Origin of the sequence: Streptomyces sp. NBC_01460, from assembly GCF_036227405.1 — a bacterium.
Lineage (GTDB): Bacteria > Actinomycetota > Actinomycetes > Streptomycetales > Streptomycetaceae > Streptomyces.
In genome coordinates this window covers 5,066,218-5,085,858 of the sequence record NZ_CP109473.1, presented here as the reverse complement: position 1 = coordinate 5,085,858, position 19,641 = coordinate 5,066,218, and the positions used below count along the sequence as shown (strand labels likewise).

General features: G+C 72.2%; 17 protein-coding genes. 6 read left to right on the top strand and 11 right to left on the bottom strand.

The features are described from left to right. Positions 1 to 3: 3 nt before the first annotated feature. Positions 4 to 2,442 (bottom strand): DNA helicase PcrA, encoded by a 2,439-nt coding sequence (pcrA, locus tag OG488_RS23030; protein WP_329231976.1) that lies wholly within the window; start codon positions 2,440 to 2,442, stop codon positions 4 to 6. Positions 2,443 to 2,893: 451 nt separating this feature from the next. Between pcrA and OG488_RS23025 the strand changes: the two genes are divergently transcribed. Then, positions 2,894 to 4,045 (top strand): C40 family peptidase, encoded by a 1,152-nt coding sequence (locus OG488_RS23025; RefSeq protein ID WP_329231974.1) that lies wholly within the window; start codon positions 2,894 to 2,896, stop codon positions 4,043 to 4,045. A gap of 59 nt (positions 4,046 to 4,104) precedes the next feature. Here OG488_RS23025 and OG488_RS23020 read toward each other — a convergent pair whose 3' ends face one another. After that, complete coding sequence (locus OG488_RS23020; RefSeq protein WP_329231972.1) at positions 4,105 to 4,458, bottom strand: hypothetical protein; 354 nt, start codon at positions 4,456 to 4,458, stop codon at positions 4,105 to 4,107. A 355-nt stretch (positions 4,459 to 4,813) separates the two neighbouring features. On the opposite strand from OG488_RS23020, the gene OG488_RS23015 reads away from it, so the two are divergent. Continuing rightward, positions 4,814 to 5,884: a C40 family peptidase gene (locus OG488_RS23015; RefSeq protein ID WP_329231970.1), complete on the top strand. Its 1,071-nt coding sequence runs from the start codon at positions 4,814 to 4,816 to the stop codon at positions 5,882 to 5,884. A 12-nt stretch (positions 5,885 to 5,896) separates the two neighbouring features. Then, positions 5,897 to 6,652, top strand: a complete 756-nt coding sequence (locus OG488_RS23010; protein WP_329231967.1) for a GNAT family N-acetyltransferase — start codon at positions 5,897 to 5,899, stop codon at positions 6,650 to 6,652. Between the two features lie 13 nt (positions 6,653 to 6,665). Here the strand turns inward: OG488_RS23010 and OG488_RS23005 are convergent, their stop codons facing one another. Together OG488_RS23005 and OG488_RS23000 are read right to left on the bottom strand one after the other, a co-directional pair. Then, positions 6,666 to 7,361: a LuxR C-terminal-related transcriptional regulator gene (locus tag OG488_RS23005; RefSeq protein ID WP_103516958.1), complete on the bottom strand. Its 696-nt coding sequence runs from the start codon at positions 7,359 to 7,361 to the stop codon at positions 6,666 to 6,668. Further along, positions 7,358 to 8,650 (bottom strand): PspC domain-containing protein, encoded by a 1,293-nt coding sequence (locus OG488_RS23000; RefSeq protein WP_329231963.1) that lies wholly within the window; start codon positions 8,648 to 8,650, stop codon positions 7,358 to 7,360. Before OG488_RS23000 ends, OG488_RS23005 begins: the two co-directional genes overlap by 4 nt. 214 nt (positions 8,651 to 8,864) lie before the next feature. Between OG488_RS23000 and OG488_RS22995 the strand changes: the two genes are divergently transcribed. Further along, complete coding sequence (locus tag OG488_RS22995) at positions 8,865 to 10,193, top strand: PspC domain-containing protein (RefSeq protein WP_329231961.1); 1,329 nt, start codon at positions 8,865 to 8,867, stop codon at positions 10,191 to 10,193. After that, positions 10,180 to 10,410: a hypothetical protein gene (locus tag OG488_RS22990; protein WP_329231959.1), complete on the top strand. Its 231-nt coding sequence runs from the start codon at positions 10,180 to 10,182 to the stop codon at positions 10,408 to 10,410. Before OG488_RS22995 ends, OG488_RS22990 begins: the two co-directional genes overlap by 14 nt. A 36-nt stretch (positions 10,411 to 10,446) precedes the next feature. Here the strand turns inward: OG488_RS22990 and OG488_RS22985 are convergent, their stop codons facing one another. The 5 genes from OG488_RS22985 to guaA all read right to left on the bottom strand — a co-directional run bounded on the left by OG488_RS22985 (position 10,447) and on the right by guaA (position 14,966). Then, a complete protein-coding gene (locus OG488_RS22985; protein WP_329231957.1) occupies positions 10,447 to 10,956 on the bottom strand; it encodes a DoxX family protein in 510 nt (169 codons plus the stop codon). Between the two features lie 75 nt (positions 10,957 to 11,031). Beyond that, positions 11,032 to 12,300 (bottom strand): hypothetical protein, encoded by a 1,269-nt coding sequence (locus tag OG488_RS22980; RefSeq protein ID WP_329231955.1) that lies wholly within the window; start codon positions 12,298 to 12,300, stop codon positions 11,032 to 11,034. A 129-nt stretch (positions 12,301 to 12,429) separates the two neighbouring features. Next, positions 12,430 to 13,185 (bottom strand): SAM-dependent methyltransferase, encoded by a 756-nt coding sequence (locus OG488_RS22975; RefSeq protein WP_329231952.1) that lies wholly within the window; start codon positions 13,183 to 13,185, stop codon positions 12,430 to 12,432. Positions 13,186 to 13,228: 43 nt separating this feature from the next. Continuing rightward, on the bottom strand, positions 13,229 to 13,354 hold the full coding sequence (locus OG488_RS22970; protein WP_329231950.1) for a hypothetical protein: 126 nt from the start codon (positions 13,352 to 13,354) through the stop codon (positions 13,229 to 13,231). A 25-nt stretch (positions 13,355 to 13,379) separates the two neighbouring features. After that, the gene (guaA, locus tag OG488_RS22965) at positions 13,380 to 14,966 is read right to left on the bottom strand and encodes a glutamine-hydrolyzing GMP synthase (RefSeq protein WP_329231947.1); all 1,587 of its coding nucleotides are present in this window, start codon (positions 14,964 to 14,966) and stop codon (positions 13,380 to 13,382) included. A gap of 316 nt (positions 14,967 to 15,282) precedes the next feature. Between guaA and OG488_RS22960 the strand changes: the two genes are divergently transcribed. Continuing rightward, positions 15,283 to 15,585, top strand: coding sequence for a chorismate mutase (locus tag OG488_RS22960; RefSeq protein WP_329231945.1), 303 nt, complete (start codon positions 15,283 to 15,285; stop codon positions 15,583 to 15,585). Between the two features lie 287 nt (positions 15,586 to 15,872). Here OG488_RS22960 and OG488_RS22955 read toward each other — a convergent pair whose 3' ends face one another. Next, positions 15,873 to 17,357: an alpha/beta hydrolase gene (locus OG488_RS22955; RefSeq protein WP_329231943.1), complete on the bottom strand. Its 1,485-nt coding sequence runs from the start codon at positions 17,355 to 17,357 to the stop codon at positions 15,873 to 15,875. Between the two features lie 423 nt (positions 17,358 to 17,780). After that, on the bottom strand, positions 17,781 to 19,616 hold the full coding sequence (locus OG488_RS22950; RefSeq protein WP_329231941.1) for a GMC family oxidoreductase: 1,836 nt from the start codon (positions 19,614 to 19,616) through the stop codon (positions 17,781 to 17,783). Between the last annotated feature and the right edge of the window lie 25 nt (positions 19,617 to 19,641).

Below are 19,641 nucleotides of genomic sequence, written 5' to 3'. Positions count from 1 at the left end.
CGGTCAGAGCTTCTCGACCGGCGCGTAGCGCAGGAGCAGCTTCTTGGGCCGCTCGTCCCCGAAATCGACCGTCGCCTTCGCCTGGTCGCCGAAGCCCTCGACCGCCGTCACCGTGCCCAGCCCGAACTGGTCGTGCGTGACGCGGTCCCCCGCGACCAGGGTGACCACCGGCTTCTCGGAGGTGCGCCGGGTCGCGAATCCCGACGGGCCGGACTTCGCGCGCGACGAGGACAGCGACGACGTGATGCCGGACGTCGGGCCCGCCGGAGCGGCCATCGGCCCCTTGCGCTTCCACTCCAGGTGCTGGTCCGGGATCTCCTCCAGGAACCGCGACGGCGGGTTGTACGAGGGCTGGCCCCACGCACTGCGCATCGCCGCCCGGGTCAGGTACAGGCGCTCGCGGGCGCGCGTGATGCCGACGTAGGCGAGCCGGCGCTCCTCCTCCAGCTCCTTCACCTGTCCCAGCGCGCGCATGTGCGGGAAGACGCCGTCCTCCATGCCCGTCAGGAACACCACGGGGAATTCGAGGCCCTTCGCGGTGTGCAGCGTCATCAGCGTGACGACACCGGAGCCGTCCTCGTCCTCGTCGGGGATCTGGTCGGCGTCGGCGACGAGCGCGACCTTCTCCAGGAACTCGGCGAGGGTGCCGGAGCCCTCCTCCTCCGCCCGCTCCTGCTCGAATTCGAGAGCGACGGAGGCGAGCTCCTGGAGGTTCTCGATACGGGTCTCGTCCTGCGGGTCGGTGGACGCCTGGAGTTCGGCGAGATAGCCGGTCCGCTCCATGACGGCCTCGACCACGACCGCCGGGCCCGCGCCGGACTCCACGATCGTGCGGAGCTCCTCCATCAGCGTGTTGAACCGCTTCACGGCGTTCGCCGACCGGGCCGCCATGCCGTAGGCCTCGTCGACACGGCGCAGCGCCTGCGGGAACGAGATCTTCTCGCGCATCGAGAGGGCGTCGATCATCGCCTCGGCCCGGTCGCCGATGCCGCGCTTGGGCACGTTGAGGATGCGGCGCAGCGGGACGGTGTCCTCGGGGTTGGACAGCACCCGGAGGTAGGCCAGGACGTCCCTGACCTCCTTGCGCTCGTAGAAGCGCACTCCGCCGACGACCTTGTAGGGCAGTCCGACGCGGATGAAGATCTCCTCGAAGACTCGGGACTGGGCGTTGGTGCGGTAGAAGACGGCGACGTCGCCCGCCTTCGCGTCCCCGGCGTCCGTCAGCCGGTCGATCTCGTCGGCGACGAACTGCGCCTCGTCGTGCTCGGTGTCGGCGACGTAGCCGGTGATCCGGGCGCCGGTGCCCGCGTTCGTCCAGAGGTTCTTGGGGCGGCGGCTCTCGTTGCGCTCGATGACGGCGTTGGCGGCCGACAGGATCGTCTGCGTGGAGCGGTAGTTCTGCTCCAGCATGATCGTCGTCGCGTCCGGATAGTCCTCCTCGAACTGGAGGATGTTGCGGATGGTCGCGCCGCGGAAGGCGTAGATCGACTGGTCCGCGTCACCGACGACGCAGAGCTCGCCCGGGGCGTCGGCCTCGCCCGCCGGGCCCACCAGCTCGCGCACGAGGGTGTACTGCGCGTGGTTGGTGTCCTGGTACTCGTCGACCATGACGTGCCGGAAGCGACGGCGGTAGTGCTCGGCGACGTCGGGGAACGCCTGGAGCAGGTGGACCGTCGTCATGATGATGTCGTCGAAGTCGAGGGCGTTGGCCTCGCGCAGCCGCGCCTGGTAGAGCGCGTAGGCCTGGGCCAGCGTCTTCTCGAAGCCGTCGGCGGCCTGTCCGGCGAAGGTCTCCTCGTCGATCAGCTCGTTCTTGAGGTTCGAGACCTTCGCCGTGAACGACTTCGGCGGGTAGCGCTTCGGGTCGAGGTCCAGATCACGGCAGACCAGGGCCATCAGCCGCTTGGAGTCGGCGGCGTCGTAGATCGAGAACGACGAGGTGAAGCCGAGGCGCTTCGACTCCCGGCGCAGGATCCGCACGCAGGCGCTGTGGAACGTCATGACCCACATGGCGTTGGCGCGCGGGCCGACGAGGTCCTCGACGCGCTCCTTCATCTCGCCGGCGGCCTTGTTGGTGAAGGTGATCGCGAGGATCTGCCCGGGGTGCACCCCGCGCTCCGCCAGGAGGTGGGCGATCCGGTGGGTGAGCACCCGGGTCTTGCCCGAACCGGCCCCGGCGACGATGAGCAGCGGGGACCCGGCGTGCACGACGGCGGCGCGCTGCTCGGTGTTCAGCCCGTCGAGCAGCGCCGCGGAGTCGACCACGGGGCGCGGGGCACCGTCGCGGTAATAGGCGTCACGCGGCGGCGGAGGGGCGTCGAAGACGTCCTCGAAGAGGCCCTCCGGCACCGCTTCGGGCGCGTGCCCCTCGGGGGGCGGCGGGGGGCCGTCCTCCGCTTGCTGGAGGCCGGTCAGGAAACTGTCGTCAAAGAGGCTGCTCATCGCCTCACGAGTCTAGGCGGCCGCACCGACAGCCCGGGCCGCATCGGCGACAAGAGCCGGGAACCGTGCGCACAACGCGAGGAGGCGCCCACGTTCCGTGAGATTCGGGGGGTGGTTCCGGCCACACGGACCGTCACTCCGAAAAGGTCACGGAAATGTATCGGGCATATCGAACATCAACCTTCACAGGGACGCCACGGGTTGGCTAGCGTGCTCCGACGGGTGCCCCGTACCCCCTTGAGGCGAACCGCGCCGCACGGGCGCCCCCCGCCGAATCCGTACTCCCCCGAAGGGAGCCCGGAACCGGGGACCCACACGCAGCACCGGGGTGAATCGGTCCGTATCCACCGGACCGTAGGGCAGCCTTCCGTTCCGCCCGAACCCTCCCCCAGTGCCTGAACGGCCTGGGGGGACCCCCATCGCCAACCCGGTAGGCGGTCCACGGAAGGAGATGCCGGCCTTGGCGTCGCATCGCAAGCCGCGCACACGGGTGCGCACCACCACCCCCGCCGTCGGTCTCACGACCGCGGCGCTCGCCTCCGTCACCCTGCTCTCCACGCAGAGCGCGACGGCTGCTCCCGCCGAGCCGAAGCCCAGCATCGAGGAAGTACAGAAGAAGGTCGACGCCCTCTACCGCCAGGCCGGCACCGCGACGCAGCGGTTCAACCAGGCGAAGACCGCCTCGGCCGAGCAGCGGTCCAAGGTGGACGCGCTCCTGGAGGCGGCGGCGAAGCGGGCCGACAAGCTCAACGAGACGCGCCGCGAGCTGGGCAACTACGCGGCCGCGCAGTACCGTAGCGGCTCGATCGCCCCGACGGCCACGTTCTTCCTCGCGGACGACCCCCAGTCGTACTTCGACCAGGACCAGCTGATGGCGCGGATGACCAGCCAACAGCAGAAGTCGGTCGCCGACTTCCGTACGCAGCAGAAGGAAGCGGCGGAGAAGCGCGTCGAGGCGACGAAGAGCCTGGAGACACTCACCGCGTCGCAGGCCACGCTGCGCACCAGCAAGCAGCAGGTGCAGACGAAGCTCACCGAGGCGCGCAGCCTGCTGTCGAAGCTCACCGCCGAGGAGAAGGCACGGCTCGCGGAGCTGGAGCGCAAGAAGGAGGCCGAGGCCGAGCGCAAGGCCGAGGAGCTGGCCAGGCAGCAGGCGGCCGCCGCGAAGGAGAAGGCCGAGCAGGCCGACGCGGAGGAGGCGGCGCAAGGGGACACCGGCACCACGGCCGGGGGAGGCTCCGACAGCGGCTACGCCTCGAAGGCCGAGAAGGTCCTGTCCTTCGCCCGCGCCCAGATCGGCAAGCCGTACGTCTGGGGGGCGACGGGCCCGTCCTCGTACGACTGCTCGGGGCTCACCCAGGCCGCGTGGAAGGCGGCCGGTGTCGATCTCCCGCGCACCACCTGGGACCAGGTCGAGGTCGGGACCCGGGTGGCCACGGCGGATCTGCAGCCGGGGGACCTGGTCTTCTTCTACGACGACATCAGCCACGTCGGCATCTACAAGGGCGACGGCATGATGATCCACGCGCCGAAGCCCGGCGCGAACGTCCGCGAGGAGTCGATCTACTACATGCCGATCTACGGCAGCGTGCGCCCCGCGTAGCGCGCGGGACACCACCGGCGGGCGGGTTCGGGGCACAAGCCCCGGCCCGCCCGTTCCGCTCAGGTCCAGAGCGTGGCGACGAAGATGTTGGCGACGGTCAGCCCGCCGACCGCGGCGAACGCGCCCTTGCCCGCCTTCTCGTCGTCCCGCTTCACGTAGACGAGCGCCAGGATCACGACCAGGAGCAGCAGTTTCACGCCGATCTTGACGTTGTTCACGCTCTGGTCGTCGGCCTGGTTCAGTCCGACCAGGGCGACGCCCGTGACGAGCATGGTGAGCGCGCCGTGCAGCATGGCCGGGACGAAGCGGGCCGTACCCGCCCCCATGGCCTTCATCTGGGTCAGGAAGCCGCCCAGCAGGGAGGCGATACCGATGATGTGCAGGGCCACGAAGACATTGATGAGTACGTCCATGGCCGCAGCCTAACGGCGGCCATATCACCACTCTTCGGCACGGTACGACTTACCGATGAGTTCATCCCAGGTCTGCGCGAATTGCCGGACTCCGGTTGATTTTTCCGGTCATCCGAGAGAAACGAAACAGCACATGCAGGCAATACCTGTCATTACGCCTCTTCCCTGTGCGCCGGGTTTAGCGTCCCTCCCAGGTGACCGGCTCCGCATCACCGCCCCCGTACCGGGCGGCGTGCCGGTCGCCCCGCCAGGAATCCGGCGGCGGGCCGCTCCCCCCTGTGGTGGCCCGCCGCCGGACCCGGCGGGCCCGCCGGCATCCCCGACGGGCAGTCGAACGGAAGGACGCACCACCCCCGTGCCCCGCCATCGAGACGCCGCTCACCGCAAGCCCAAGCAGCGCCTGTTCACCGGGCCTGCTGCCCGCACCGCAGCGACCCTCGCCCTCGCCGGGGCCGCGACCGCGGCCACTCTCGAAGGTGCCGCCCAGGCGGACCCCCGGCCCACCCCGGCCCAGGTCGAGGCGCAGGTCGACCGGCTGTACCACGACGCCGAGGTCGCCACCGAGAAGTACAACGGCGCGAAGGAGGAGGCCGCCGCCTCCGAGAAGGCCCTCGACGCCCTGCGCGACGAGGCCGCCCGCAGGACCGAGCGCCTCAACACCGCACGTGACGCCCTCGGCTCGTACGCCACCGCCCAGTACCGCAGCGCAGGCATCGACCCCGCCGTCCGGCTGGCCCTCTCCTCGGACCCCGACCAGTACCTGGAGCGCGCCTCCTACGAGGACCGGGCGGGCGACCGGCAGGCGAGCGCGATCAGCGGGGTGCGCCGGCAGATCGGCGACATCGCCCAGCTGCGCGCCAGGGCCGAGGACGAGCTCACGGTGCTCGCCTCCCGCCGGGCCGACCTGCGGAAGCACAAGGACGAGGTCCGCACCAAGCTCGCCGACGCGCGGAAACTCCTGGCCACGCTCACCGCCGAGCAGCGCGCCGGCTACGAGCGCTCGGCCGACGCCGCGCACGGCGGCGGCGCCACCCGCGCCGACCGGAGCGCCCCGCGCGGCTCCGTCGCCGCCCCCAACGCGCGCGCGGCCCAGGCCGTCGGCTTCGCCTACGGGGCGCTCGGCAAGCCGTACGTCTGGGGGGCCACCGGCCCCTCGTCCTTCGACTGCTCCGGCCTCACCATGGCCGCCTGGCGCGCGGCGGGAGTGTCCCTGCCCCGCACGACGTACACCCAGATCAACGCCGGACAGCGCGTCTCGCGATCCGAACTCGCCCCGGGCGACCTGGTGTTCTTCTACCCCGGGGTCACCCACGTCGGGCTCTACATCGGCGGCGGACAGATGATCCACGCCCCGCGCCCCGGAGCCCCCGTCCGTATCGCGCCGATCAGCGAAATGCCCTTCGCGGGAGCCACCCGCGTCGCATAGGCTCCCGGCCTCATGGACACAGCCATCCAGAACTACGTGCGCACCCTCACGCTCAGCTCACCGGACCACTACCGGGTGGGACCGTTCACGGTGCGCCACAATCCGGACTGGGAGCTGAAGTTCGCCAACTACGCCATCCCCGACCAGGGCGCCGAGCCCACGGAGAGGGACGTCTCCGACCTGGTCGAGGCGTTCCGCTCACGCGGACGGCTGCCCCGGCTGGAATTCCTGCCCTCCTGGGCACCCGCCGTCGAACCCGCCCTGCTGGGGGCGGGGTTCACGGTGGAGCACCGCGCCCCGGTCATGGCCTGCACCGCCGCCGGCCTCCGCGCGGCGAAGCCGGTCGACGGCCTCCGCATCGCCGAGCCCGTCACCGACGCGGAGTTCACCTCGGCCGCCGCCGTCCAGCACACCGGCTTCGGCGGCGAGGGCGGGCCCGAGGACGGCGAGATCGCCTGGCTGCGGGGAGCTACGGCGGGAGGCGGCGTCTCGGCCCTGGCCACCGTGGACGGACGTCCCGCCGGAGCGGGCGGCTGCTCCACCCCGTCCGACGGGATCGGCGAACTGGCGGGCCTGGCCGTCGCCGACGCCTTCCGCCGCCGGGGCGTGGGCGCGGCGCTCGCCGCCTGGCTGACCCGCACCGCCTTCGAGCGCGGCTTCCACACCGTGTGGCTGGAACCCGGCGGTCCCGACGTCGAGCGGATCTACGCGGGCGTCGGCTACCGCAGGACCGGCGAGAAGCTCAACATCTCGCTCGGTCCCGCCTGAGCACGCGTACGGCTCAGACCAGCCGTCGCGCCGTCGCCCACCGGGTCAGCTCGTGCCGGTTGGAGAGCTGGAGCTTGCGCAGCACGGCGGAGACGTGGGACTCGACCGTCTTCACCGAGATGAACAGCTGCTTGGCGATCTCCTTGTACGCGTAACCCCGGGCGATCAGCCGCAGCACCTCGCGCTCGCGCTGCGTCAGCCGGTCCAGGTCCTCGTCGACCGGCGGGGCGTCCGTCGAGGCGAAGGCGTCGAGGACGAACCCGGCCAGCCGGGGCGAGAACACCGCGTCGCCGTCCTGGACACGGAAGACGGAGTCGACCAGGTCGGCGCCTGTGATGGTCTTCGTGACATAGCCGCGGGCGCCGCCGCGGATGACCCCGATGACGTCCTCGGCGGCGTCCGAGACGGACAGCGCCAGGAAGCGCACCGGGTTCTCGACCGCGCCCATCATCGGGGCGCAGCGCCGCAGCACCTCGACGCCGCCGCCTCCCGGGAGGTGGACGTCGAGGAGGACGACCTCGGGGCGGGTCGCGGTGATCACGGTGACGGCCTGGTCGACGTCGGCGGCCTCGCCGACGACCTCGACCCCGGTCTCCTCGGTACGGCCGATCTCGGCCTGGACCCCGGTGCGGAACATCCGGTGGTCGTCGACGAGCACGACGCGTACCCGGCGCTCCGGGCCCCCGGTCGCTTCGGTGTTCTCGGTCATTCGCTCGCCCTCTCCATCTCCAGCTCGACCTCCGTGCCCCCGCCGGGCACCGAACGCAAGCGCGCCGTCCCCCCGTTGCGCTGCATCCGGCCGATGATTGATTCTCGTACGCCCATCCTGTCGCCCGGGACGGAATCCAGGTCGAAGCCCGGGCCCCGGTCCCGTACGGAGACGAAGACCGTGCGGCCCTCGACCTCCGCGAAGACCTGGACGGCACCGCCCTCGCCACCGTACTTGGCGGCGTTGACCATCGCCTCGCGTGCGGCCTGCATCTGCGCCGCCAGCCTCTCGTCGAGCGGGCAGTCGCCGACGACCACGACCTCCAGCGGGACCCCGTGCTTGTCCTCGACCTCGGCGGCGGCGCGCTTGACGGCCTCGGCGAGGGTCGACGGTTCCTCTGCCTCGTCCTTGCCGGTGCCCTCGGGGTTGTACAGCCAGTTGCGCAGCTCGCGCTCCTGGGCGCGGGCGAGCCTGCGGACCTCACCGCCGTCGTCCGCGTTGCGCTGGATCAGGGTGAGGGTGTGCAGGACGGAGTCGTGGACGTGTGCGGCGACCTCGGCACGCTCCTGGGCCCGGATGCGCATCAGACGCTCCTCGGAGAGGTCCTGCGTCATGCGCACCAGATAGGGCCCGGCGAGGAGCGCGATGCCGGTCAGCACGGCGATGGCCGCGGTCAGCGCGGTGCCCAGCTGGGCCGCCGAGCCGCGCACCACCATGAAGGCGGCGAGACCGAGACCGACGAGCGCGACGCCGGCCAGTCCGCGGGCCAGGTGCAGCACACGGCGCCGGCGGCCGACCTCCATCCACCGGGCGCGCCGGGCGTTGTCGGCCTGGCGCCACACGAGGACGGAGCCCGCGCCGATGAGCAGCGCCGGCCAGACGTAGCGGTCCGCCTTGCTGCCCATGTCGACGTTGCCGACGAAGGTCACGGCGCCGACGAGCAGGGCGACCAGGGCGAAGACCTGGCCCTTGTCGGGCTTGCGCAGTCGTCGCCGGCCGTCCGGCGCGGTCTCGAAGAGGGACCGGGTCTCCACGCCGCCGACCCCGCCTACGCCGAGCGGCACGACGATCCAGAACACGGCGTAGAGCAGGGCGCCCAGGCCGTCGGCGAAGAACAGCCCGAGGAAGACGAACCGGACCCACGCGACGGGCAGCCCCAGATGCCCGGCGAGCCCGCGCGCGACACCGCCGAGCATCCGTCCGTCGGCGCTGCGGTACAGCTTGCGCGGCGCCGGCTCCTCCGGGTCCGGGGCGTGGGAGCTCGCGGCTCGCGTCGTGGCTGCTGGCATGCACCGATCGTCACACGTTCCGCCGGGTCGCGGCATCAGGGTCTGCCCGGACTCGACCCTGAGGCCCCGGGCCCCGGGACGGGCTCCGCCGCCCCTGACCGGCCGGGCGGAGCGGGACGGCCCGGGTCCCCAGGGGCCTCCGGGACGCAATATCAGGGACGGGCCAGGGTCGTCGCGGGTCCCACAAGGGCGTACGGACCGTCACCATGGAGCCATGACCGTTCCCCAGGACGCCTCCCCCGGCGTCGCTCCGCCCTCCGAACCGGCACCGCGGCTGCAGCGCAGCAAGCGGCAGAAGGTGGTGGCCGGGGTGTGCGGCGGGCTCGGCCGGTACTGCGACGTGGACCCGGTGATCTTCCGGATCGTGCTCGGTGTCCTCGCGGTGACGGGCGGCATCGGCCTGATCTTCTACGGCTTCGCCTGGCTGCTGCTCCCCGTGGACGGCGAGGACGAGAACGAGGCGCGCCGGCTGCTGTCCGGCCGGGTCGAGGGCGCCTCGCTGGTCGCACTGCTGCTGGCCCTGGTGGGATGCGGGCTGCTGCTGTCGATGCTGCACAACGGCGGGATGCTCGCGTTCGCCGCGATGCTCTCGCTGACCGTGATCGGCTTCTCGGTCTGGACGCAGCACCGCAGGACGGCCCCCTACGAGGACGCCCAGGGCACGGCCGCGCACGTTCCGAAGAGCGCGGCGCACGCCGCCGGTCACGGTGCGCCTCCCGAGGTGAAGGCACCGCCCACGACGGGCAGCCCGTCCTGGTGGCGGGATCCGATCGTCAAGGACGGCACGACGGGCCCCGCCGGCACCGGCTATCTGTGGGGCCCGGCGAGCGCGGTGGCCGAGGCGGAGCCCCAAGGGAAGGGGGCGGCGCACGCGCCGTACCACCCTCCCCGCCGTGCGCCGGGCACCCGGGGCCCCCGCTCGATCGCCGGTCTCGTCTTCCTGCTGGCCCTCGTCGCCGGCGGTCTGGGCACGGGGCTGAGCTGGGGGTCCCATCCGCTGGGGACCAGCCTGCAGACCGGGCTCGCCGCCGCGCTCGGGGTGTTCGGCCTCGGTCTGCTGCTCGCCTCCGTCCTCGGCAGGACCGGCTTCGGCACGATCCTGCTGGCCATGATCACGGCGGGGCTCCTGGCAGGGGCCTCCGTGGTCCCCCGGGACATCGGCACGGACTGGGTGCGGGAGGAATGGAGCCCGGCCTCGGCCGCCGCGGTCCGGCCCCTGTACAAGCTGGACCTCGGTGACGCGAGGCTCGACCTGTCCCGGGTCGCCCTCCCGAAGGGCGGGACCCTGCGGACCCGCGTCGAGGTCGGGGCCGGCCGGGCGGTCGTCGTCGTCCCGGCCGGGGTGACGGTGGAGGTGGACGCGGAAGCGGGGCTGGGCGACGTCCGGTTCCCGTCCGACCCGCGCAAGGACGTGGACGTCGCCCCCGACCGTCACACCCGCCGGACCATCGTTCCCCCCGGGGACGGCCCGTCCACGGGCACGATCGAGCTGGGTATGGGAATCGGCGTCGGACAGCTGGAGGTCACCCGTGCTGCGTCATGAGATCCGGCCCGGCCGCGCGGTGGCGGGCCTGGTCATGCTGACCCTGGCCGGCGGTTACGCGGCGGACGCGGCCGGGGCGTGGAACGCCCCATGGACGTTCTTCGTCCCCGTCTTCCTGGGCGGTCTGTGGCTCGCGGCCACGGTGACCTGGGTGAACTACCGGCTGCGCCGACGGCGTGCGGCGAGGAAGGCGTCCGCCGCGACCGGGTCCTCGTAGAAGGCCGGTTCCCCGGATTCCGCTCTCCCCGGGTCCTCAGATCCTCCCCGGGCGTCGGCTCCCCCTCAGGGCGTCCAGGGACCAGTACGACGCGCCCGCCAGCAGCAGCGGCAGCCAGGCCATCAGGTAGACCAGGTCGTTGCCGTAGTAGTACGGCGTGCTCTGCCAGCTGACGGTCAGCCACAGGCTCAGCGAGATCAGGGCGCCGCCGAAGGCGGCGAGGCGGGCCCACAGGCCGGCGAGGGTGCCGAGGCCGACGAGGAGCTCACCGATCGCGATGGCGTAACCGAAGCCCTCGGGGCTCTTCAGCGCCAGGTCGACGAGGCCGGGGATCGCCGCGCTGTCGCGTACGCCGTTCATCATCTCGCCGATGGAGCCGGGCCCGCTCGCCGACAGGAACGCGCTGTCGGTGAGCTTGTCGAGCCCCGCGTAGACGAAGGTGACGCCGAGGAAGATACGCAGCGGCAGGAGCGCGTGGTCCCGCGCCCGGTCCCGCAGACCCCTCGGCTCGTCCAGTCCGTACGAACCGCCCCTGTACCCGCTCATCGCTGTCCCGCTTTCCGTTGGCCCTTCAACAGACCATACGTACGCCGGTTCCGCGCCGCTCACCAGGTGCGCGGTTCAGTCCGTGACGTCGATGAGGCAGGAGTTCGTCTCCACACCCGCCGCCGTGACGACCTGCACCTCCACGGTGCCGGGTTCGACCTCCACGGGCACGGGCACGGTGAGCACGGTGTCCGACGGGTTGGCGAAGCCTCCGGTGACCGGGATCAGGGGGACGTGCACATGCACCCGGCCGATCCTGACGACCACCCGCGCCAGCCTGTCGGGACTGCCGGCACCGGGCGGGACGAATCCGGCACCGCGGATCTCGATGTCGTCGCCGGTACGGATGGGGGCGTCCAGGTCACCCGCCTCCCGGGTCCGGACGACCGACAGGATGACGGGCCGGCCGCCCTCCGCGTACTTCCCGGCGAAGTACGTCGCCGCCGAGACGGCCACCAGGACGGCCAGGCCCCACGGCAGATCCGGGAGCTGCTCCGGCCGACGGGCCAGACGGACCGCGGCGAACAGCACGGCGACGGCGCTGACCAGCACGTACTGCACATCGGTGAAGCTGCCGCGCCCGGAGTCGTCGGTCAGCAGATCGGCCGCCCGGGGCCGGTCCGCACGCAGCTTCTGCAACCGCTGGGCCAGCACGCGCACGGTCACCACCCGGCGTACGACGACGGCGACGGCGCACACCAGCGCGAGCACGGTGAGCACGCCCGCCGAGCGGACCAGGTCCAGCCCCTCGATCAGGGCGTCGCGGTCGGCGTGGTCGGACGCCCCGGCCAGCTGCAGTTCGAGGACGAGCACGGCGAAGGCGGCGAGGAGCACCCAGGACGCGGCGACCGTGCGTGAGGTGGAGAGCCGGTTGTCCTCGCCGATCAGCGGGGCGAGGAGGCCTCCTCGGGCCCGGTGGACGCGGGCCGCACCGGTCAGGAGGCCCGCGGTGACGAGCGCCGCGATCAGGCCCGCGGTGCGGGCCGTGGACCAGCCGGCGCCGATCGCGGTCACGGCCTCGCCGATGACCAGCAGGGCGACGCCGCCCCAGACCACCGCGAGGGTGCGCTGCCAGAGCGTGTGGAGCCAGGCGTCACCGGCCTCGCGGCTCCGCTCGGCGACGGCGCGGGCCGACTCGGTCAGCTCGTCCGACACCCATTGGCGGGACGCGGACACGGACTGGGCGACACCGGCGGGCAGCCCCTGCCCGGCGGCGAGTTCGTCCCGTTTGGTGAGGAAGGCCGCCACCGCGCGCCGGTGTCCTTCGTGTGCTCCGTGCGGGCAGTCGCCGCACGTACAGCCACCGCCGTGCGCACTCTTCGCCCTCGCCTCGTCCAACGCCACGGAGAACGCCGCCCTTTCCCACCCCGGTAGAACCAACTCGCCTGTGATTTCTGCGAATTGTGCCGTACGCGGCGGGCTCGTCCCACATCGGGGCGGGCCGGGGGCGCCTGTCGTAGAAATGTGCGATTTTCAGGCGCTGAGCACGAGGTAGGCGAGGCCCAGTGTCCCCCGGTATCCGCCGTAGTACCCGGTGCGACGGGCGTCGACGGCCTCGGTCACCTCGGCGTGCAGCGGATGCCCGGGGTGGGCCAGCGCCCAGCGCTCGCCGCGCCCTATGTTGGCGGCCGACTCGAAGAGGTCCCACTCACGCCGGTCGGCGACGGTCACCTGGAGCGGCCTCAGCCCCGCGGCCTCCGCCTGCCGGATCAGCTCCAGCAGCGAGCCGAAGTCGTCGGGCTCGGCGCCCAGCCCCTCCAGCGCCGCGGCCGAGGGCTCACGCTCCCAGAACCCGTCCCCGAACAGCACCCGTCCACCGGGACGTACGGCGGCCCGCAGGGCCTTCAGCGCTTCCGGGGTGCCGCCGGGCCAGGCGTGCGAGGAACCGATGGAGACGACGAGGTCGTAGCCGTCACCCGGGTACTCCGCCGCCGGCACCTCGTGGAACCGCACCCGGTCCGCGAGCCCACGCTCCCGCGCCAGCCGCAGGCCGCGCGCGACGGCTTCCGGGTCGGTCTCGATGCCGTCCCCGGTGGATCCGGGGGCCGCTTCGACCAGGCGCATCAGCAACTCGCCCCACCCGCTCCCGAAGTCGGCGACGCGGGCGCCGGGGGCCGGCTCGCAGGCGGCGATCAGCCGGCCGGCGTGTTCCTCGGAGAGCGGGGTGTTCCACGTCAGGCGGTCGTTCCCGGGGGCGGACATGAGGGCTCTGATCTCTTCGCTCGGCATGACCGGGAGCCTGGCACGGGACGTCGGCGGAGGCCAGGGATTTCTACCGGCCCCGGTTGTAGATCTCCGTGAGGTCCGCCTCGATCGGGAAGGGCGAGTCCAGCTTGATCTTGTTGTGATGGATACCGGATACGCCGATGCCGCCGCCCAGACGAATGAGCGACGGCATCGGCGTTGACCTCAGGGAGCAGGGATCACTCCCACTCGATCGTCCCCGGCGGCTTGCTCGTCACGTCGAGGACCACACGGTTGACGTCGGCGACCTCGTTGGTGATGCGGGTGGAGATCTTCGCCAGCGTCTCGTAGGGCAGGCGCGACCAGTCGGCCGTCATGGCGTCCTCGGAGGAGACCGGGCGCAGCACGATCGGGTGACCGTAGGTGCGGCCGTCGCCCTGGACACCGACGCTGCGGACGTCCGCGAGCAGGACCACGGGGCACTGCCAGATGTCACGGTCCAGGCCGGCCGCGGTCAGCTCCTCGCGGGCGATGGCGTCGGCCTCGCGCAGCAGGTCGAGCCGCTCCTTGGTGACGTCGCCGACGATGCGGATCCCGAGACCGGGGCCCGGGAACGGCTGGCGCTGGACGATCTCCTCCGGCAGGCCGAGCTCCTGGCCGACCATCCGGACCTCGTCCTTGAACAGCTGGCGCAGCGGCTCGACGAGCTGGAACTCGATGTCGTCGGGGAGCCCGCCCACGTTGTGGTGGGACTTGATGTTGGCGGTGCCGGTGCCGCCACCGGACTCGACGACGTCCGGGTAGAGGGTGCCCTGGACGAGGAAGGCGACCTCGGGGCCGTCCTCCTGGAGGATCTCCAGCTGGGCCTGCTCGAAGACGCGGATGAACTCGCGGCCGATGATCTTCCGCTTCTGCTCCGGGTCGGACACACCGGCCAGGGCGTCGAGGAAGCGCTTCTCCGCGTCGACCACCTTCAGCTTCGCGCCGGTCGCGGCGACGAAGTCCTTCTCGACCTGCTCGGTCTCGCCCTTGCGCATCAGACCGTGGTCGACGTACACGCAGGTGAGCTGGGAACCGATGGCCTTCTGCACGAGGGCCGCGGCGACCGCGGAGTCCACGCCGCCGGAGAGGCCGCAGATGGCGCGCTTGTCGCCGACCTGCTCGCGGATCAGGGCGATCTGCTCCTCGACCACGTTGGTGGTCGTCCAGGTCGGCTCGATGCCCGCGCCCCGGTAGAGGAAGTGCTCCAGGACCTGCTGGCCGTAGGTCGAGTGCATGACCTCCGGGTGGTACTGGACGCCGTAGAGCTTCTTCTCGTCGTTCTCGAAGGCGGCGACCGGCACGACGTCCGTGGACGCGGTGACGGTGAAGCCCTCGGGGGCGGCGGAGCAGGCGTCGCCGTGCGACATCCAGACCGGCTGCTCGGTGGGCGTGCCCTCGAAGAGCGTGGAGCCGGCCTTGGAGACGGCGAGCGAGGTGCGGCCGTACTCGCGGGCACCGTTGTCGTCGACCGTGCCGCCGAGCGTGGTGGCCATGAGCTGGAAGCCGTAGCACATGCCGAAGACCGGGACCCCGGCCTCGAACAGCGAACGGTCGAGGCTGGGCGCGCCCTCCGCGTACACCGAGGACGGTCCGCCGGAGAGGATGATCGCCCGGGGGTTCCTGGCCAGCATCTCGGCCACCGGCATCGTGGACGGGACGATCTCGCTGTAGACCCGGGCCTCACGGACGCGACGGGCGATGAGCTGGGCGTACTGGGCGCCGAAGTCGACAACCAGGACGACGTCGGTCGTGGTGTCGGGGGCGGCGGGGGGTGCTGCTGGCACGGGGCGGCCTTCCGGCGGTGGAGAGGGGGTCGGTCCTCCCAATTCTACCGGCCGTGGAACGGCGTCCCGCCGGGCTCCCGTCTCACGATCCGGGCCCGGCGTGGACCCGGGCCCGGGGCGGGGTCCATACTTGCCCTCATGCGTCAGCACACGATCTTCGTCTTTACCTATGGCACCCGGCCCGCCGGCTGCCATGGTCGTGCTGCTTGAGCACCTGACAAGCAACTTTCCAAGGCGCCCCGGGCCGACAGGCCCGGGGCGCCTTGGCGTCCGGCGGACCTGTCGCTCCGGGGGCCCTGCCCACCAGGAGTCACGGATGACCAGCACCGCACCCACGAAGACGGCCGCCGAGCGGACCGGCGCCCACACCGACGAGGCCGCGACCCTGATCGGGGGCGCCCGAACGCGCATCGACGCGCTGGACGACCGGATCATCGGCCTCGTCCAGGAACGGATGGCCGTCTCCGCGGTCATCCAGGAGGCCAGGATCACGTCCGGCGGCCGCCGGGTGAACCTGTCCCGTGAGATGGACGTCCTCAGCCACTACAGCGACGCCCTGGGGAAGCCGGGCACGGCGCTCGCCATGACGCTGCTGGAGCTGTGCCGCGGCCGGGTGTGACGTCCGGGAAGGCTGTACGGCCGCACCCGCGTTCGGTCCCGGTCTCACCCGTACGGCGCGTGACCGGGGCCCTGACGGCTTCGTTGGTCCGGGTGTCCGTGCCAGCCAGGGGCGGCATCGGCAGGGATCCACGCGTGGCTCCGCCGGACCGTGTGACGTACCTCGGGTACGTCGTGGGACCACGGCCCGGCGTGTGTGACCGGTCGGCAGGGGACAGCAGCCCGGTCACCCGTACGGCCGGCCCCGGGGACGCCCGGGACCGGCCGCTTTCGGATCGATCAGTCGGATCAGGACAGCACTGCGGGGCACCTGGTGCCGTGTGGTGGCACGGTGAGGCCGGTCAGGTATCCGTCGACGGCGTCCTCCATGCAGGGGCCGCTGGTGACACTGCCGTGGCCCCGGCCCTCGTAGGTGAGGAGCACGCCGCCGCGGCCGAGCTGCCGGGTGACCGAGACCGCCCACGGATAGCCGGTGGCCGGGTCGTGGAGCGCGTTGGCCAGCAGGATCGGCGGGGCTCCGTCCACCGTCAGGCGGTGCTGCGGGTCGGTCGCCGGCGCGCCGAGGCACGCCGCTGTCATCCGGATCGGCAGGAGGTGCGGCAGATCGGGCGCGGTCCTGTTCATCGTGCGGACGAGTGAGGCGTACTCCCGGTGGTCACGCACGGGCAGGTGCCAGTCGGCGCAGAAGACGGGGACGGCCGCCGGCAGCGGCACGGCCGGGGCGGTCGAGGCGGGGAGCGGGCTGCTCGCCTCCATGTCGACGACGACGGTGGCCAGGTCGGCGTAGCGGGCGGTGTAGAACCCCTTGAAGGCGATCCGGTTGACCAGCTCCTCCGGCGGGAGGGAGGCTCCCGGCCGGTCGGGGTTCTCCAGTTCGCCGCGTTCGGCCCGGCTCAGCAGACCCCGCCAGACCGCGCGCACGTCGCGGCCGTGGAGCGCGCAGGCCGCGTCGTCGGCGCACCACCGCACGAACGCGTCGAAGGAGTCCTGAGCGGCCGCGGCCCCGCCCCGGAGGAAGTCGCGGGTGCGGGAGACGCTGTGGTCCATGACGCTTTCCAGCACCATGGCGCGGATCCGGTGGGGGTAGGTCTCGGCGTACTGCGCCCCGAGCAGCGTGCCGTACGAGCTCCCGTGGAACGTCAGCCGGTCCTCGCCGAGGGCGGCCCGCAGCGCGTCCAGATCCTCGACCGTCCGGCGCGTGTCGAGGTGATCGAACACCGGGCCGGTGCGTTTCCGGCAGTCCGCGCGGAGCCGCTCGTTGTACGCGAGGGTGGCCTCGAACTCCGCCTGGCTCGCCAGATCCGCCGACGGCCGCCGGGCGAGCAGATCGGCGGAGCAGGTCACCGGGCTGCTCCCACCCACACCACGCGGGTCGAAGCTGACGATGTCGAACCTTCGACGGACCTCGGGGCTGAACCGGCCGATGCCTCCCACCACCCGCTCCACACCGGAGTCACCGGGTCCCCCGGGGCCGAACACCAGGGAGCCGACGCGTGCGCCGGGGCCGGTGGCCCGGCGGCGGGCCACGGCCAGGTCGAACGTCGGCCCGTCGGGACGGGCCCGGTCGACCGGCACCGTGAGGGTGGCGCACTCGGCGCCCGGGGTGTCCGGCGCGTCGCACGGAGCCCATCGCAGCGGGCTCGTGGTCACCGGCGCCGCTGTCGCGACGGGCGCGGCGGTGAGCCCGGGGACGGTGGCGAGGATGGCGAGCGCGAGCGTGGCCGTGTTCCGTAAGCCGCGGCACCGTGCGGCGGAACTGCCTCTGAACAGCATGAATCGTCCTCCTGGTGGACGGGGAGACGTGCTCATGGACGCGAGGCCCGGCCGGGGCTCTCCCCGCAGGCTAGGCGCGCCGCCCGCCGCCCGGAGCGGTTGTCCGGGTCCGTTCCGGGGCGGGCCAGGGTGACATCAGGGGCGGCGGGATGTGGCGCACGCCACATGAAGATTCCGTGAAACGGAGGACAACCGTTGCCGGGCCCCACAGGTCATCCATGGCGAACCCACCGGCTTCGTTCCGTACCCGGCGACGGCAGGCCCGTTCGCCCTCGCGGGCGGCGCGGCCGTGGTGCCGGTGCCGGCGCGGTGTTCGTCGTGCGGCGCCGCACGAACGGTGACGCCGCCGCATGAGACGCGTCACCGGGAGGTACGTGGAGGGGCTGCACTCGGAGGGGGGTGCAGCCCCTCGGCGTTCCCGGGTCAGGCCTCCGACGCCGCCTTCTTCGGCGGCACCGCCGGAATCCCCAGGAACGGCAGTTTCAGCGCGCCGAACGCCTCCTTCGGCACCGCGGGCGACGCCGGCTCGACGGCGGCGAGCCGCTCGTACGCCGCGTCCTGCGCCGGGCGGGGGTCCTCCTCGCCCTTGTTGGGCCAGAACGACATGGCGCGCTCCGCCTGCGCGGTGATGGTCAGCGACGGATTGACGCCGAGGTTGGCGGAGACCGCGGAGCCGTCGACCACGGAGATGCCGGGGTGCCCGTACAGCCGGTGGTACGGGTCGATGACTCCCTCCTCCGGGCTCGCCCCGATCGGGCAGCCGCCGAGGAAGTGCGCCGTGAGCGGTGTGCCCATCAGCTCCCCGATGTTCGACCCGGCGAAGCCGTTGATCTCCTGGGCGAGCAGCGTCGCGCCCTGGGTGGCCTCGGCGATCTGGGTCGGGTTGGGCGAGCCGTGGCCCTGCCGGGCGGTGAGCAGGCCCTTGCCGAGGCCGCCGGGCTTGCGGTACGCGGTCAGCGAGTTGTCCAGCGACTGCATGACGAGGCCGATGATGGTCCGCTCCGACCAGCGCCGGTTGGACAGCGAGCGCATCAGGAGCCACGGGTGCTTGGCCACGTTGCCGAACCAGCTGAGCACCCGGTGGGTGCTGTAGGGCACCTGGAGGATGGTCAGCGCGCCCATCGCGTTGGAGCCCTTGCCGTAGCGCACCGGCTCGATGTGGGTGTTCTCGTCCGGGTGGATGGACGAGGTGATGGCGACGCCCCGGGTGAAGTCGGCCTTGGCCGTGCCGTGCTTCTTCCGGTAGCGGCGGTCGCTGGTCTGCGCCCCCACCAGGCCCTCGGAGTTGGTCCGGGTCAGCTCACCGAGGCGGGACGAGATCCGGGGCAGCAGTCCTTCGTCCTTCATGGTGTGCAGCAGGGTCTGGGTGCCGTACGTGCCCGCGGCGACGACCACCTTCCGGGCCCGCAGCACGGACGGCGTGGCCTTGCGGCGGTTGGTGGGGACGGTCGACACGCGGTAGCCGCCGTCCGGGCCGTCCGTGACGGCGACGACGGACGTCATCGGGTGGATGACGGCCCCGGCCTTCTCCGCGAGGTACAGGTAGTTCTCGTTGAGGGTGTTCTTCGCGCCGTGGCGGCAGCCCGTCATGCACTCGCCGCACTGGGAGCAGGCCGTCCGGGCGGGGCCCGCACCCCCGAAGTACGGGTCGGCGGCCTCCCCTCCGGGCTTCGTGTCGACCGTGCCGTCGGCGTCCTTCCCGTCACCGAAGAAGACGCCGACGGGGGCGAGGTGGAAGGTGTCGCCGACCCCCATGGTCTCGGCCACGGCCTTGAGGTGGACGTCCGCGGGGGTCACCGTCGGGTTGAGCCGCACCCCGAGCATCCGCTTCGCCTGGTCGTAGTACGGCGCCAGCTCGTCCTTCCAGTCGGTGATGCCGGACCACTGGCGGTCCTCGAAGAACGGCGCGGGCGGCACGTACAGGGTGTTGGCGTAGTTGAGGGAACCACCGCCGACACCGGCGCCCGCCAGCACCATCACCTTGCCCAGCAGGTGCACCCGCTGGATGCCGAACAGGCCGAGCGCCGGCGCCCAGAGGTAGTTCTTGATGTCCCAGGAGTTCTTCGGGAGCGTCGCGCGCGTGAAGCGGCGGCCCGCCTCCAGGACGCCGACCCGGTACCCCTTCTCGCTCAGCCGCAGGGCCGAGACCGCGCCGCCGAAGCCCGACCCGACGACGAGGACGTCGTAGTCGTACGCGTCGTCGTGCGCCGCCGGAGTGGCCGGGGCGGCCTGATTCTGGGCAGGGCTGTCCTGGGACATGGCTCTCCTCGGTACGAAAAGGGCA

Coding starts and splice junctions, on each gene's coding strand:
- pcrA (WP_329231976.1), bottom strand. CDS start 2,442: ATGAGCAGCCTCTTTGACGACAGTTTCCTGACCGGCCTCCAGCAAGCG.
- OG488_RS23025 (WP_329231974.1), top strand. CDS start 2,894: ATGCCGGCCTTGGCGTCGCATCGCAAGCCGCGCACACGGGTGCGCACC.
- OG488_RS23020 (WP_329231972.1), bottom strand. CDS start 4,458: ATGGACGTACTCATCAATGTCTTCGTGGCCCTGCACATCATCGGTATC.
- OG488_RS23010 (WP_329231967.1), top strand. CDS start 5,897: ATGGACACAGCCATCCAGAACTACGTGCGCACCCTCACGCTCAGCTCA.
- OG488_RS23005 (WP_103516958.1), bottom strand. CDS start 7,361: ATGACCGAGAACACCGAAGCGACCGGGGGCCCGGAGCGCCGGGTACGC.
- OG488_RS23000 (WP_329231963.1), bottom strand. CDS start 8,650: ATGCCAGCAGCCACGACGCGAGCCGCGAGCTCCCACGCCCCGGACCCG.
- OG488_RS22995 (WP_329231961.1), top strand. CDS start 8,865: ATGACCGTTCCCCAGGACGCCTCCCCCGGCGTCGCTCCGCCCTCCGAA.
- OG488_RS22985 (WP_329231957.1), bottom strand. CDS start 10,956: ATGAGCGGGTACAGGGGCGGTTCGTACGGACTGGACGAGCCGAGGGGT.
- OG488_RS22975 (WP_329231952.1), bottom strand. CDS start 13,185: ATGCCGAGCGAAGAGATCAGAGCCCTCATGTCCGCCCCCGGGAACGAC.
- OG488_RS22970 (WP_329231950.1), bottom strand. CDS start 13,354: ATGCCGTCGCTCATTCGTCTGGGCGGCGGCATCGGCGTATCCGGTATC.
- OG488_RS22960 (WP_329231945.1), top strand. CDS start 15,283: ATGACCAGCACCGCACCCACGAAGACGGCCGCCGAGCGGACCGGCGCC.
- OG488_RS22955 (WP_329231943.1), bottom strand. CDS start 17,357: ATGCTGTTCAGAGGCAGTTCCGCCGCACGGTGCCGCGGCTTACGGAAC.
- OG488_RS22950 (WP_329231941.1), bottom strand. CDS start 19,616: ATGTCCCAGGACAGCCCTGCCCAGAATCAGGCCGCCCCGGCCACTCCG.